We start from the raw sequence: 14,742 nt of genomic DNA on the forward strand, positions 1-14,742 counted from the left end.
AGTCTACGGCTTGCGGCCCATGGCGAGGAATTTCTCGGCGCGCGCCTCGATGATGGCGTCACGCGATTGGCCTTCAAAGGCCTTGAGCGACTTGGCGACGGCATCGGCCGTCGAGGCAAAGATCGCATCGGGATCCCGATGCGCGCCACCCGGTGGCTCGGCCACGATACCGTCGATGATGCCAAACCGCAGCAAATCCTGCGCCGTAATTTTCATATTGGTGGCCGCATCCTCGGCCCGGGACGAATCGCGCCAAAGAATCGACGCCGAGGCTTCCGGCGACGCGACCGTATAAATCGCATGTTCGAGCATTAGCACACGGTTGGCCGTCGCAATCGCGACCGCGCCGCCCGAGCCACCCTCGCCGATCACGACCGCGACATTGGGCGATCCCAGCGCCAGACAAGCTTCGGTGGACCGCGCAATCGCCTCGGCCTGTCCGCGCTCCTCGGCGTCGATGCCCGGGAAGGCACCGGCCGTGTCGATCAGCGAGATGACCGGAATGCCAAATCGATCGGCCATATCCATCAACCGCGCGGCCTTGCGGTACCCCTCAGGCCGAGCCATCCCGAAATTATGCTTCAGCCGCGTTTCGGTGTCGGAGCCCTTCTCCTGCCCGATGACGCAAACAGACCGCCCCTGGAAGCGGCCGAACCCGCCGATGATCGCCTGATCCTCCGCGAAGTTGCGGTCGCCCGCCAAGGCGGTGAAGTCGGTGATCAGCGCTTTCACGTAATCGATGAAATGCGGGCGCTGGGGATGCCGCGCCACCTGGGTTTTCTGCCACGGCGTCAGACCGACATAGAGGTCTGCGAGCGCCTTGGCGGCTTTGACCTCGAGGCGAGTCAATTCCTCGCCGATCGGCACCGCATTATCGGCCGCCGCGACGGTTCGCAACTCCTCGATCTTGGCCTCGATCTCGGCCACGGGCTTTTCAAAATCGAGATATGTACGCATGAAGCTCGAACCGGATCGCCTGATTTTGAGGGAAGGAGAAGGACGATCTGACGCTGGCGGCGCCAGGTCGCGGGAAGCGCCGGGAACCTGACGGCTCGCCCCGGTGAAGTCAAGCCGGAGCAGGAGTTCGCGCTGGTGCGTCAGCCGGCCGACATGGCGCAACGGCATTGACGCGAGGCGTCCGCCATCCAACATTGCGCCGACCCCGACAATCCGCGAGATCCACGCCGATGAAAGTCTCACTCCTGCAGATGAACTCGGTCAGCGACAAGACCGCCAATCTCGCGACCGCCCGCAGTTTGATCGAGCGCGCCGTCGCCGAGGATGGCCCCGATTGGGTGCTGCTGCCGGAAGTGTTCGACTATATGGGCGGCGACCGGCAATCGAAGCGCGCGGCGGCCGAAGTGCTGCCGAGCGGCCCGGCCTATACGATGCTCCAAGAGCTTGCGGCCAAGCATCGGATCGTCATCCACGCCGGATCGATCCTCGAGGCGCTCCCGCATGACGATCGATTGCATAACACGACGCTGGTGTTCGGCCGCGACGGTCGCGAATTGGCGCGGTACCGCAAAATTCATCTCTTCGACATCACGACACCGGACGGCGTCGACTACAAGGAGAGCACCGCCATCAAGCCGGGCGATGCCGTCGTGACCTACGATTGCGAGGGCGTCACGGTCGGTTGCGCGATCTGTTACGACCTGCGGTTTCCGGCTCTGTTCCAGGCCCTCGCCGATAAAGGCGCCACCATGATCGCACTGCCGGCCGCCTTTACGATGCAGACCGGCAAGGACCATTGGGACGTGCTCTGCCGCGCCCGTGCGATCGAGACCGAAACCTATTTCTGCGCGGCCGCGCAGACGGGGGCTTTCCAGCAGGGCAATGAAATCCGTCATACCTACGGCAACTCCCTGGTGGTCGACCCGTGGGGACTGGTGGTGGCCCGCGCGAGCGATGGTCCCGGCCTGGTCTCGGCCCGTATCGATCCGGCCCGCGTCGACAAGGTGCGGGCCATGATCCCGGTGGCGCGTCACCGCGTTCCCCTCCCGATCTGACCTTGACGAGAAAGACCGTTTTTGTGACCAACAGGTCGATTGCCCCGTCCTCCGTCGATCTCGACATCCTGCTCGGGCCGGACGCCAAGCGCTCGCCCGACATGCAAGCCGTGTGGGATTGGCTCATCGAGCAGGATGGCACGATGCCAAACTGGCTCGACATGTCGCCTGCCGAGGCGCGGCAGCAGCAAGACCGCGCTTACGCGCGCTGGAATAGCGAACTGCCGGTCATGGCCTCTGTCGAGATGGTGACGCTGGCCGGGAGCCCGGCCGTTCAGGCGGAGTTGCTGGTGCCGAAAGGTGCGATCCCGGGCTGTATTCTGTTCTTTCATGGTGGCGGCTGGGCCTTCGGCGGCTTGCAATCGCATGCTCGTTTCATGCGGCTGCTGGCGGAGGCCACGCAAACCCGCGTGCTCGGAGTGGATTATCGGTTGGCGCCGGAACATCCGTACCCAGCACCGCTGGAGGATTGCGTCTCGGCATGGCGAGCGATCGTGGCGAACCGGAACGATCCCGGCTTCGATGGACCGTTGGCTGTCGCGGGCGACAGCGCGGGCGCGAATCTCGCGCTGGCCGTCATCCTCAGCGAGATCGACGCGGACCGACGCAAGCCCGACCTCGGCCTGCTGTTCTACGGCGCCTACGACAACGACTTCGAGAGCCCGTCCTACACGCGCTTTGCCGAGGGTTTCGGCCTGACGCGAAGCGGCATGCAGCGATTTTGGGAGTGGTATGTTCCACCCGGCAGCACGGCGCGGGACAACCCGCTGGTTTGGCCAGCCGAGGCATCCGAGCCGGATCTGGCGCGGCTACCGCCTGTCTTCCTCAACGCCGCAGGCCTCGACCCCCTCCTCTGCGATACGGTGGCGCTCGCCAAACGAATCGAGGCCGCTGGCGTGCCGCACCGGTTGGCGATCCACGATGGCGTGCATCACGGCTTCATGCAGATGAGCCTGCGGCTGCCAGAAGCCCGGAACGCCATCCGGCAGGCTGCTGTGTTCTTCACTGAGACGGTGGGCTAGCTGGCGCGACCACCGCTATCTCACCGACAGATTGACCTTGATCAACTCTGCATTGCCGGTGGAGAGCACGCGTTCGACGACATAGCGGTCAAAACCCACATACCCCGCGGCCGAACGGTAATAGACCTGCACACCCGTGATTTTACGAGCGTTACAAGCCGAATAGGCGCTCTGCCCACCAAAGGTCATTTCGCCGACCTTATCCTTGATCAAGACCTCTCCGTGAAGCGGCGCGACGACGAGGTTGATCGCAATGGCTCCGAGCGAGCGGCACTCATGCGAGACTTGGTAGTGAAACCCCATCGGAGCGACATCGCCAGAGCGCACCACCTTATAGCCGACGCCGATGACCTCGGCGGAGGCGCCGACCGGAACTGACGCAAGCGACACGACCAACCCCAAGAAACAAGCGGCGTTCAAATTCGGCGTGTGCTTGTCTCCGCCAGTCGTCCGCGAAAGCCGACAAGACGTCGTCTTCACACTGGCGCCCCCTAGTTTATACGACAATAAGACGTGCTGATAACAAAGATCCATGAAGTCGGTCGGAGGCACCCACGCCCCGCAGACATCCTGAAGCATCGCCCAATTGAAGCCGCCGACCATCGACGACAGCACCGTCGATCAACCGTCGCCGAGTTTAGACGTCCAGGCTGGATCCCGCTCTAGCCTTGCGCCTCGGCGCCGCTCAAGGCTTCGCGGCGTGTCCGGACCGCTTGCGCTTCCGTTCGGCCTTAACTTCGAGACTATCGCCCAGCTTGGCGCGCAGCACGGAGGCGCGCGCTTCGGTCATCGTCGTGGCGCAGAAGCCGTGCCGTCCCTCACCGACATAATCGCGGCAGGTTTCCTCACGCGTCGACGAGAATTGAGCCTGTTCGCGGGCGAAACCCATGATGGCGGTCCGATCCTTCGTGGACTTCGCCAGAGCCTTGAAGTTTTCACGGACCGCGGCTTCTGCCCGAGCACGGAGATGCTCGATCTCCTTGACCCGATCCGGACCGAGATCGCCCGCTTGTGGGCCCCAAAGGCCCACCGGGTTGACCTGACAATTAGCGTCTTTGAACACGCAGACGGCTTGACTCTTGTTCACGAGCGCCGCGCCATCGAGAACATCGAACGTGATGGGGCAAGCCGGAAAGGTGATCTGAACGCGTTCGATGCCGTCCTGTCGACCCGGCATCGTCACCGGTATCGCCGTCGAAGGCGTTTCGATCTGACAGGTTTCGCGCGGATTGGAGATGAGTTCGCCTGTCAATGTCAGATGTGGCACGCTCAATGTCTTGTCGCGTGCCTCGAAGGTGATTTGCGATTTGCCGCCGTTCAGCGACAAGGTCTTGCCCGCCAGAGCGGTCGCCGGGATGACCTGCAGCGGCGCCGCATGGCGCTCGTCCGGCGGCGCTTTTGACTTGGCGCGGGTAGGTTTGGGCGTTTCACTCGTGCCCGCGGGTGCGGGCGCAACGGCTCCGGGCAGCACCATTTGGGCGCGGGCGACCCCACCCCCGACCATCGCTAGCATGATCGCGACAAGCGACGTCGCGACTCGGGCGACCCATCTTCGGTTGGACTTGGAATGCTCGATCGGCAAACGGCTACTCATGTGGATGGGTTGACCAGCAGCAACGTCAATGCCGGCGCGGCGACGTCGTTCCGCGCACAGCCGTCGCAGTTCGGCCTCAATCGGCACCGTGCGGACGGTTCGTCACAATGTCAAAGCCGCATTGCCGCGCAGCCGAACGGATTTGCGCAAGTGTGGCGCGGCTACATCCCACGAGTTTGGGAGAAGGGTGCTTCGGGTTCGGCGGCATCACGCAAGCGTCATCCATCCGCATCCGAGAGGGCTCGTCCGAAGCGAAAGCACCGGCCTATGACATGGCTGGAGCTTATTTTTGCGACCCTTTGTGGCTTCACGACGGGTTGAGCCCGACGGGCAACCGAGCGTAGACTGTCGCTCAGGGCTGACCGGTCTCCCTTGCGCCAGCCGAGAACCCGGACCGGAACGACCGTGCATTATTCGATTTTCTCAGTTCTTTCGCAGGCCTGGAAGGGACAGACGGGGTGGACGCCGATGTGGCGCGAGCCGCAGCCGAAACGCGCCTACGACGCCATCATCGTGGGCGGCGGCGGGCACGGCCTTGCGACCGCTTATTACCTCGCCAAGAACCACGGCGTCACCAATGTGGCGGTGCTCGAAAAAGGCTGGATCGGCGGCGGCAACGTCGGTCGCAACACCACGATCATCCGCTCCAATTATCGCGAGCCGGGCAACCTTCCCTTCTACGAGAAATCGTTGCAGCTCTGGGAGGGCCTGGAGCAAGACATCAACTACAACGCGATGGTCAGCCAGCGTGGGGTTCTCAACCTGTTTCATTCCGATGCGCAGCGCGACGCTTTTGCGTATCGCGGCAATGCAATGAGGCTGCATGGCGTGGACGCGACCCTACTCGATCGCGAGGCCGTTCGCGCAATGGTGCCGACACTCGACCTCGATAACGCGCGCTTTCCGATCCACGGCGGCTTGCTTCAAAAACGCGGCGGAACCGTGCGACACGACGCCGTCGCCTGGGGCTATGCTCGCGCGGCCGATCGGCTTGGTGTCGACATCATCCAGAATTGCGAAGTGACCGGCATTCGCATCGTGGCCGGCGCCGTCACTGGGGTCGAGACCACGCGCGGCTTCATCGGCGCCAAAAAACTCGGCCTCGCGGCAGCTGGCAATTCATCGCGCGTCGCCGCCATGGCAGGGCTCCGGCTGCCGATCGAGAGCCATGTTCTGCAGGCCTTCGTGTCCGAAGGCATCAAGCCGCTGGTCGATACGGTCGTGACGTTCGGCGCGGGCCATTTCTACGTCAGCCAGTCCGACAAGGGCGGCTTGGTGTTCGGTGGCTCGCTCGACGGTTACAATTCTTACGCGCAGCGCGGCAACTTACCGATGGTCGAAGATGTGCTGGAGGAAGCCGTGGCGATCATGCCGTCCCTCAGCCGGCTGCGGATGCTGCGATCCTGGGGCGGCATCATGGATATGTCGATGGATGGGTCACCCATCATCGACAAGACCGACATCACCGGGCTCTATCTGAATTGCGGCTGGTGCTACGGCGGCTTCAAGGCGACGCCGGCCTCGGGCTTCTGCTTCGCGCATACGATCGCCAACGACGCGCCGCACGATCTCAACGCCGCCTATCGGCTTGACCGTTTCGCCACGGGCCACCTCATCAACGAAGGCGGCGCCGGCGCGCAGCCGAACCTGCACTGAAGGCGAATAACCGATGCGCATCCGGTGCCCCTTCTGTGGCGAACGCAGTCACGCGGAATTCTCCTACCTCGGTGACGCGGCTCCCACGCGCCCCAATATCGGCACCCGCGCGACCGTGCCGGATACGACGCTGTTCGTCGACTATGTCTACATGCGCGACAACAGCCCGGGCGTGATGCGCGAATATTGGCAACATGTCGGCGGCTGCCGAAGCTGGTTGATCGTCGAGCGCAACGTGACGACCCACGCGATCTCTAACGTCGCCAGCGCGCGCGAGCAGGTCCTCGCGGCGACCGAAGGTGAGCATCCATGAGCGACCTGACGCATCCGGCTCATACGGCCGTCCCCGCGACGGCAGAGCGCTCCAGCATCGAACCGGCCGCGCCTGTGGGCATGGTGACGCAACCGTTCCGGATAAAAACGGCGGAGCGGGACGACCGCAAGCCGCTGTCCTTCACGTTCGACGGGCAAGCGCTATCCGGCCTCAGCGGCGACACGCTCGCCTCCGCGGTTCTGGCCAACGGCGTTCGATTGGTCGGCCGGTCGTTCAAATATCACCGCCCGCGCGGCATCCTTTCGGCCGGACCGGAGGAGCCGAACGCGCTGGTTGAATTGCGCGGCGGTGCGCGGCGGGAGCCCAATACGCGCGCCACGACGGCGGAACTCTTCGACGGCCTCGACGCCGTGAGCCAGAACCGCTGGCCCTCGCTGCGCTACGATCTGATGGCCATCAACTCCCGGATCTCGCCGATCCTCTCGGCCGGCTTCTACTATAAGACGTTCATGTGGCCGGCCGCCTTCTGGGAGAAGGTTTACGAGCCGATCATCCGCAGGGCGGCTGGCCTTGGGCGTGCCGCGACTGCGCCGGACCCCGATACATACGACAAGGTCTCGACCTTCTGCGATGTCCTGGTGATCGGCGGTGGCCCCGCCGGTCTGATGGCGGCCCTGACGGCCGGGCGTTCGGGCGCCCGTGTCGTTCTGGTGGACGAAGATTTCAACCTCGGCGGGCGGCTCCTTACCGAAGATCGCTCGGTCGGCGGCCAGCCCGCGTCGCGCCTTGCCGACACCATCGCCCGGGAATTGGCCAGCATGCCGGAGGTGCGGGTGCTGACCCGGACCACGCTGTTCGGCGTTTATGACGGGGGCGATTACGCGGCCGTGGAACGGGTCGCCGATCATGTCGCGGTTCCGCCCGCGCATCAGCCGCGCCAGCGCCTGTGGCGGATCACGACCAGTCGCTCAATTCTGGCGACGGGCTCGATCGAACGTCCGCTGGTGTTCGGCGACAACGATCGCCCCGGCGTCATGTTGGCCGGCGCGGTGCGATCCTATGTCAACCGCTTCGGCGTCCGCCCCGGCTCCAGCGTCGTGCTGTTCGGCAACAACGACGATGCCCATCGCACGATCCGCGATTGCGCGGCGGCCGGCCTGCGGGTGATGGCGGTGGTCGATCCGCGTCCCGACGCGTTGACGGGTCTCGACCATCTCCCTGGGCTTTCGGATCTTCGCCGGATCGAGGGCGTGGTGACCCGCGCGCTCGGCACGCTCGGCGTCGAGGGCGTCGAAATCCAGCCGGCGTCGGGGCCCGCCTTCACGCTCGCCTGCGATCTTTTGGCTGTGTCCGGCGGGTGGCAACCCACAATCCATCTGTCGACCCATCTCGGCGGCAAGCCCACATGGGATGCGGCGCTCGCGGCTTTCGTGCCAGGCACCCTCCCGCCCGGCATGGAAGTGGCCGGCGCCGCCAAAGGTGATTTCGCACTCGCGGCCTGTCTCGCTGACGGCGTTCGGAGCGGCTCCGACGCCGCCGCCGCCTGCGGCTTCCACCCACGCTCCGTCATCGTGCCGTCGGCCGATGGCGAGAGTACCGCGGTGACCCCCTTGTGGCGAGTGAAATCCCCGCGCCGCAAGGCTTTCGTGGATTTCCAGAATGACGTCACGGTGTCTGACGTTGCCCTCGCCGAGCGGGAAGGTTTCCGGTCGGTCGAGCATCTCAAGCGCTACACGACGCTCGGCATGGCGACCGATCAAGGCAAGACCGCCAACGTCAACGGTCTGGCCCTGATGGCTGAAATCACCGGAACATCGATTCCGAATGTCGGCACGACGCGATTTCGCCCCCCCTATACGCCCATCTCGTTCGGCGCCCTCGCCGGCCACCATCGCGAAAAGCAGTTCCGGCCGACCCGCCTCACGGCCGCCCACGGGTGGGCGACCGACCAGAAGGCTGTCTTCGTTGAATCCGGGTTATGGCTCCGCGCGCAATATTTTCCGCATGAAGGGGACAAGGGCTGGCGCGACGCGTGCGACCGCGAGGTGACGGCGGTGCGCGAGCGCGTCGGACTGTGCGATGTCTCGACCCTTGGCAAGATCGAGGTGGTGGGTCCCGACGCCGGCGCCTTTCTCGACAAGCTTTACTGCAATGTCATGTCGTCGCTTCCGGTCGGTCGGGCGCGTTACGGGGTCATGTTGCGGGAAGATGGTTTTATCCTGGACGACGGCACCGCGGCGCGGCTGTCCGAGGAGCGCTACGTGATCTCGACCACGACCGCTCAAGCGGTTGGCGTCATGGCTCATCTGGAGTTCTGCGCCCAGGTTTTGTGGCCGACGCTCGATGTCGCCTGCGTGTCGGTGACGGAGCAATGGGCGCAATTTGCGGTGGCGGGCCCGCGCTCGCGCGAGGTTCTGTCCAGCGTGTTGCCCGCGTCGTTCGATCTGTCCAACGACGCTTTTGCGTTCATGGCCGTGGCGCAACTCACCTTGGCGGGTGGAATTCCGGCTCGACTGTTCCGCATCTCGTTCTCGGGCGAACTCGCCTATGAGATTGCGGTGCCGGCGCGGTTCGGCGACGCCCTCGCTCGCGCCATCCAGGCGGCGGGAGAGCCGCACGGACTGCTGCCCTATGGGCTCGAAGCCCTCAATGTGCTGCGGATCGAGAAGGGACATGCGGCGGGCGGGGAACTCGACGGCCGCACGACGGCGCGCGATCTCGGCCTCGGCAAGATGATGTCGACCAAAAAGGATTATATTGGCGCGGCCTTGGCGCAACGCCCTGCCCTCACGGCGCATGAGCGGCCGATCCTCATGGGCTTCAAGCCAATGAATCCGACCGAACCGATCGCGGCGGGCGCGCATTTTCTGCGCCCAGGCTCGGAGAACAAACTCCGGAGCCAGGAGGGCCACATGACGTCGACCGCTTGGTCGGCGACGCTGCAGAGCCATATCGGCCTCGGCCTCATCGTGCGCGGCACCCAGCGGATCGGCGAACAGGTGCGAGCCTACGACCCGGTGCGTGGACGCGACACGTTGGTCGAGATCTGCTCGCCCGTCTTCTACGATCCGCAGGGAGCGAAATTGCGTGGTTGATCTCGATCTTCAGCCACACTCGGCCTTAGCGGCATCGCGGCATCCGGGTCTGTCGGGTCGCCCGCTTGGCGAGCCGGGCGTCGTCCTGGCCGAAAGGCTCGACCTCGACGCGTTCATGCTGCTGGCCCGCAAGGGTCAAGGGGACGCGCTGCGCGACAGGCTCGTCTCGGTCGGTCTCGATCTCCCTGAGGGGCCACGCTGGTCCGAGGCGCTGGGCATCGCCCTCGTGGGCGTCGGCCCTGACGTCTGGCTCGGGATCACGACTCGGGACGAGATGACAGAGGCTCGTCAGCGCTTCGAGCCGCTCGCACTGCTGTGCACGCTGGTCGAAGCCGGAGACGCGAGGACGATCCTCACCGTTTCGGGTCCACGCGCCCGGGACGCACTCGCCAAACTGCTGACGATCGATCTCCATCCGCGCGCCTTCGCGGTCGGCAGCGTGGCCGCAACGGTCGCGGGCGGAATACCGGTGCTGATCTGGCAGGTCGATCCGGCGCCGAGCTATACGATCGCGGTGCCGCGCAGCTTTGCCAAGGATCTGTGGCATTGGCTTACCGATGCGGCGGCCGAATACGGATGCCTCACTGCGGAGTGAGGCGGCCCATCACGCGATCGAGCCCGACCAGAAGAAAGCCGGCGCCGAGAAAGCCAAGCCCCATCGATAGCGCGTTGACGGCCGTCGCGGCCCAGCCGATCCGGCTCACATCCATAAAGGGATAGGCGTAGAGGCCATCGGCCGCGCCGCGCACCAGCGCATAGGCCAGATAGGCGAGCGGTACCATCGCCCAGAACCAGGGGTCGGACCATTGAAGCCGACCCTTCGGCGCCAGGGTCAGCCAAAACAGCGGCACCAGGACGGGCGTGACGCTGTGTAGAATGAAATCCGCCAGGATCGCGCCACCACTCAACTCGAAGATCCCGCGAAGCAAGGCCGCATAGACAATGCCGACCAACAGCATCGCAAGCGTGACGCCGCCGAGCATCCGAGGGTGAAAGACGCGCTGCTGACCGAGCGCGAGCCCGGTGAAGATGATCGCGGTCGTCAGATTGGCCAAAACCGTGAAGTAACGCAGCATCACCCACACGGTCACGCCGACAAGCCCGACCTGTTGAAAGCTGGCGGCGAACTGCACCGCAAGTCCGCTCCATGCCGTGACCGCAACGACGCCGGCGGCGAGACGCACAAGCCACGCGATGCGGCTCGGCCGGCCCGCCTGACCGGTGTCCGGCGCGGGGTTGCCCGGCCTTTCAGACATCGCTAAACGAAAGCCTGACAGGTAGCGGGCCGATGACGCGCTCGTGCCAGTTGCCGGAGCCTTCATGCGCGCTTTGCTCGATGTCGTTCTTCTCGTTCTGCATCTCTACAGCTACGTCATCATCGGGGTTGCGATCCTGTCTTGGCTGCTGGCGTTCGACGTCATCAATTTCCGCAACGATCTCGTCCGGTCGATCTGGAATTTTCTCAATGCCTTGACGGAGCCTTTGCTCCGGCCGATCCGCAACATCCTGCCCAATCTCGGGGGCATCGACGTATCGCCCATCATCCTGCTGCTGCTGCTGTTCCTCGTCGAGGACATCATCCAGCGCTACGTCTACCCCTACGTCTATTGAGCGGCGGGGCCAGCTTAACCCTGGCTTTGGCTTTGCCCGCCGGACCCCTGGCTCTGACTTTGTCCACCCTGACTCTGGCTCTGTCCACCTTGGGTTTGGCTTTGCCGCTGGCCACCGTCGAACCCAAATAAAGTCGTGATATCCAGGCGGTCGGTCAACTCGGCCGCATAGGTGCCGCGCACGGGCGCAGCCGCGAGACCATCGAGGCCGCTCGCAACGCGGATGTGCCGCTCCTGCGGACAAATCGCATGCGCCGCATCGAATCCGATCCAACCAAGGCCCCCGACATAAGCCTCGCTCCAGGCATGCGAGGTGCCATTTTCTTCCTCGCCAAGGTAGTAGCCGCTCGCGAACCGCGCCGGAAATCCGAGATGGCGGGCGCAGGCGATGAAAACATGAGCAACAGCGCCGCTCGTGCCTGTTTTTGCCGCAAATGTCTCGCTCGCGCTTTTCAGATCGCCGCTCTCACCCGCGATCGGCAGCGCCACATGAACCGCATCGAGCAGGGCATGCAGTTTGCCGAGATCGGTCGTCTCCTCGGCCACGGCGGTTTCGGCAAAGCGGCGCAGCGGCTCATCGGCGGTCGTCAGATCGCTGCCGCGCAAGAACAGATCGACAGGAAGCCGTTCCGCCGAGCCGCGGATAAGCCCAGCCGTGTCGAAATTCTCGATTTCACCGAAGAGCGAGATGGCCAATTCTTCCGAAAGGCCCTTGGCCGTGAAGGTGTGGGTGATGTTGCCAAACCCGTCCACGCCGGCCTTCAACATGCAATCGACATCGACGTCGATGCGCCAGTTCATGATGTGCTGGCCTTCATGCGAACGCGGAGTCATCCGCAGAATTTGGGTCACGTTGCGAACCGGCTCGGCAAACCGGTAGTGCAAGTGGTGACGGATACGCAGCCTCATGCTCGACCTCAGACCAGAAATTGTTCCGCGATTGCGGCGCCGAGTTTATTGTTATCGTCCAGAAAGCCCGTGATGAACTCATGCAGGCCCTGCTGGAAAATTTCCTCGATCGAGGCATTCTCCAATTGCGCCATCACACGCCTCGCCTGACGCTGGGCCGCACCTTGCCGGCCGTAGGCCTTACCCAGCGAGTCGAGGCATCGATTGATATTCTCGTAGCAGGACAGCAGCGAGCGCGGCATCTCGAGGCGCAGAATGAGCAGATCCGCGATCAGCCAAGGCTTGATGCTCTCGCGATAGACCCAGTGATAGGCCGTCAGGGCCGAGACGGCGCGAAGGATCGCGGTCCACTGGAAATAGTCGAGCGAGCCGCCCACAGCCTCGGTCTCGGGCAACAGCACATGATATTTCACGTCCAGAATACGGGCGGTGTTGTCGGCGCGTTCAACGAAAACGCCGAGACGCGAGAACCAGTAGGACGGGTCCCGCAACATCGTGCGATAGACGGAGCCGTCGAAAACCAGCGACGTCTGCTTTACGAAATCCAGAAAATGCGTGATCTCTTCCCGCCGCGCGGCATCGTCCCGGGTTCGCGATCCCTCGAAGCGCTTGAGTTCGAGCCAGGCGCCATTGATGGCATCCCACATTTCGGCCGTGAGCGCCGTCCGCACGGCTCGCCCATTGGTGCGGGCGAGTTCGATGCAGTTGCGGATCGACGAGGGGTTTGCGGCGTCGAAGATGATGAAATCCATCACCTTGTCGGGTTCGACCACCTCATATTTGGCGCGGTAAGGATCACCGGCGCCGGAGGACTCAAGCGCACTTTCCCACTCGGTTCCGGCCTGATTGTAGACGGCCGGAAGAGCGGCGAGCCGCTGTGTCGCCTCGACCGTACGGGCGAGGAAATCGGCCCGCTCCATATAGCGGGCCAGCCAGTAGAGATTGTCGGCCGTCCGCGACAGCATGGTGAATTTGCGAACGGGACGCCGCATCGAAAAAGCGGCGCGTTCGCCGTCGCTGTCGGTCCGGTTCATGAACGGGTCCCCGCGTCTTCGATGATCCAGGTATCCTTCGTGCCGCCGCCTTGGCTGGAATTGACCACCAGCGAGCCGTCCTGCATGGCGACACGCGTCAACCCGCCCGGCACCACCCGGACGCCCTTCGAGCCGGTCAGCACGAACGGGCGAAAATCGACATGCCGGGGCGAAATCCCGCCCGGCATCGCGGTGGGGCATGTCGATAGCGCGAGCGTTGGCTGAGCGATGAAATTGGCGGGGTCGAGCGTGAGTTTCTTGGCGAAAAGCTCGATCTCGGCGCGCGTGGCATGGGGGCCCACCAGCATACCGTAGCCGCCCGAGCCGTTGACCTCTTTGACCACGAGTTCAGGAAGATGCTCGAGGACGTAGCGTAACGTCTCTGGCTCCCTGCACCGATAGGTCGGCACGTTCTTCAGGAGCGGCACTTCGCCCAAATAAAATTGAATGATTTCGGGCATATAGGTGTAGAGCGCCTTATCGTCCGCCACCCCGGTTCCGACCGCATTGGCCAGCGTGACGGTTCCGGCCCGGTAGGCGCTCATCAGCCCCGGCACGCCGAGCGTACTATCGGGCCTGAACGCAAGCGGATCGAGGAAGTCGTCGTCGAGCCGTCGATAGATGACGTCGACCTGCTTCGGCCCCTCCGTGGTCCGCATGTAAACGACATCGTCGTCGACGAAGAGATCGCGACCTTCGACGAGTTCGATCCCGAGCTTGTCGGCCAGGAACGAGTGTTCGTAATAGGCGGAGTTATATTGGCCGGGCGTCAGCAACACGACGACCGGATCGGCGTCCGCGGTCCGCGGCGCGACGCTGCGGAGGGATTGCAGCAGCAGATCGGCATAATTCTCGACCGGAGCCACCCGATGGGCCGCAAACAACTCCGGAAAGAGCCGCATCATGACTTCGCGATTTTCCAGCATGTAAGACACGCCGGACGGCGTGCGGGCATTGTCTTCGAGCACGTAGAAATCGTCCGCATCGATGCGAACGATGTCGATCCCGGCAATATGCACATAGGTGTCGAACGGCACGCGCACGTTGACCATCTCGGGCCGGAAGTACGGATTCTGATAGACCAGCGCCGACGGCACAATGCCGGCCCGGAGGATTTCGCGCGGACCGTAGATGTCGGCCAGGAACATGTTCATGGCCTTCACGCGCTGCACCAGGCCGACCTCAAGTCGCCGCCACTCGCTCTGGCTGATCAGACGCGGCACGATGTCGAACGGAATCAACCGCTCGGCCGCATCTTTCTCGCCATAGACCGCGAACGTAATGCCGATGCGGCGGAAGAGCAGATCGGCTTGGGCCCGGCGCGAGGCCAGCAACTCGGGCGGGGCTTCTGCAAGCCACCGCGACAACCGCGCATAAACCTCGCGCGGCTCTCCATCGGGTCCCGTCATTTCGTCGAAAAACTGACCTTTGGGCGACACGTGATGTTGGTCTCCAGGAGGCGATTGGACACAGCGATCGAGCAAAGCTTATGCCAGGGACAGGACGAATGGCTATGCCAAAGAGTTCCGTCATAAT

At 63.8% G+C, this 14,742-nt stretch carries 14 protein-coding genes; 7 read left to right on the forward strand and 7 right to left on the reverse strand.

Features of this window, described 5'->3' with window-relative positions; all coding sequences use genetic code 11:
- Positions 1–3 precede the first annotated feature (3 nt).
- Entirely contained in the window at positions 4–957 is a 954-nt protein-coding gene (locus EY713_RS21105; RefSeq protein ID WP_131118909.1) for an acetyl-CoA carboxylase carboxyltransferase subunit alpha, read from the reverse strand.
- Between the two features lie 230 nt (positions 958–1,187).
- Here EY713_RS21105 and EY713_RS21110 point away from each other — a divergent pair, with 230 nt between their 5' ends.
- Both EY713_RS21110 and EY713_RS21115 read left to right on the forward strand, forming a co-directional pair.
- Positions 1,188–2,012, forward strand: a complete 825-nt coding sequence (locus EY713_RS21110; protein WP_131118911.1) for a carbon-nitrogen hydrolase family protein — start codon at positions 1,188–1,190, stop codon at positions 2,010–2,012.
- Positions 2,013–2,035: 23 nt separating this feature from the next.
- Positions 2,036–3,034 (forward strand): alpha/beta hydrolase, encoded by a 999-nt coding sequence (locus EY713_RS21115; protein ID WP_131118913.1) that lies wholly within the window; start codon positions 2,036–2,038, stop codon positions 3,032–3,034.
- Positions 3,035–3,049: 15 nt separating this feature from the next.
- On the opposite strand, the gene EY713_RS21120 is transcribed toward EY713_RS21115, so the two are convergent.
- Positions 3,050–3,424 (reverse strand): hypothetical protein, encoded by a 375-nt coding sequence (locus tag EY713_RS21120; RefSeq protein ID WP_131118915.1) that lies wholly within the window; start codon positions 3,422–3,424, stop codon positions 3,050–3,052.
- A gap of 295 nt (positions 3,425–3,719) precedes the next feature.
- Positions 3,720–4,628, reverse strand: a complete 909-nt coding sequence (locus EY713_RS21125; RefSeq protein ID WP_131118917.1) for a hypothetical protein — start codon at positions 4,626–4,628, stop codon at positions 3,720–3,722.
- 405 nt (positions 4,629–5,033) lie between these two features.
- On the opposite strand from EY713_RS21125, the gene EY713_RS21130 reads away from it, so the two are divergent.
- The 4 genes from EY713_RS21130 (at position 5,034) to EY713_RS21145 (ending at position 10,248) form a co-directional block, all read left to right on the forward strand.
- Positions 5,034–6,284: a sarcosine oxidase subunit beta family protein gene (locus tag EY713_RS21130; RefSeq protein ID WP_131118919.1), complete on the forward strand. Its 1,251-nt coding sequence runs from the start codon at positions 5,034–5,036 to the stop codon at positions 6,282–6,284.
- 13 nt (positions 6,285–6,297) lie between these two features.
- Complete coding sequence (locus EY713_RS21135) at positions 6,298–6,597, forward strand: sarcosine oxidase subunit delta (RefSeq protein ID WP_131118921.1); 300 nt, start codon at positions 6,298–6,300, stop codon at positions 6,595–6,597.
- Between the two features lie 80 nt (positions 6,598–6,677).
- A complete protein-coding gene (locus EY713_RS21140) occupies positions 6,678–9,653 on the forward strand; it encodes a sarcosine oxidase subunit alpha family protein (protein WP_131120044.1) in 2,976 nt (991 codons plus the stop codon).
- Positions 9,646–10,248, forward strand: a complete 603-nt coding sequence (locus EY713_RS21145; RefSeq protein ID WP_131118923.1) for a sarcosine oxidase subunit gamma — start codon at positions 9,646–9,648, stop codon at positions 10,246–10,248. Before EY713_RS21140 ends, EY713_RS21145 begins: the two co-directional genes overlap by 8 nt.
- Here EY713_RS21145 and EY713_RS21150 read toward each other — a convergent pair.
- The gene (locus tag EY713_RS21150) at positions 10,235–10,909 is read right to left on the reverse strand and encodes a Pr6Pr family membrane protein (RefSeq protein ID WP_170314096.1); all 675 of its coding nucleotides are present in this window, start codon (positions 10,907–10,909) and stop codon (positions 10,235–10,237) included. The two genes, EY713_RS21145 and EY713_RS21150, sit on opposite strands and share 14 nt — an antisense overlap.
- 64 nt (positions 10,910–10,973) lie before the next feature.
- Between EY713_RS21150 and EY713_RS21155 the strand changes: the two genes are divergently transcribed.
- Positions 10,974–11,264, forward strand: coding sequence for a YggT family protein (locus EY713_RS21155; RefSeq protein WP_131118925.1), 291 nt, complete (start codon positions 10,974–10,976; stop codon positions 11,262–11,264).
- Between the two features lie 14 nt (positions 11,265–11,278).
- On the opposite strand, the gene EY713_RS21160 is transcribed toward EY713_RS21155, so the two are convergent.
- From EY713_RS21160 to EY713_RS21170, 3 genes are all read right to left on the reverse strand, one after another.
- The gene (locus EY713_RS21160) at positions 11,279–12,172 is read right to left on the reverse strand and encodes a transglutaminase family protein (protein WP_131118927.1); all 894 of its coding nucleotides are present in this window, start codon (positions 12,170–12,172) and stop codon (positions 11,279–11,281) included.
- 8 nt (positions 12,173–12,180) lie between these two features.
- The gene (locus EY713_RS21165; protein ID WP_131120048.1) at positions 12,181–13,137 is read right to left on the reverse strand and encodes an alpha-E domain-containing protein; all 957 of its coding nucleotides are present in this window, start codon (positions 13,135–13,137) and stop codon (positions 12,181–12,183) included.
- A gap of 65 nt (positions 13,138–13,202) precedes the next feature.
- Positions 13,203–14,615 carry a circularly permuted type 2 ATP-grasp protein gene (locus EY713_RS21170; RefSeq protein ID WP_131120050.1) on the reverse strand — a complete coding sequence of 471 codons (1,413 nt, stop codon included), beginning with the start codon at positions 14,613–14,615 and terminating at the stop codon, positions 13,203–13,205.
- Positions 14,616–14,742: the final 127 nt, after the last annotated feature.

The sequence above is a fragment of the Lichenihabitans psoromatis genome (genome assembly GCF_004323635.1).
GTDB classification, from domain to species: domain Bacteria; phylum Pseudomonadota; class Alphaproteobacteria; order Rhizobiales; family Beijerinckiaceae; genus Lichenihabitans; species Lichenihabitans psoromatis.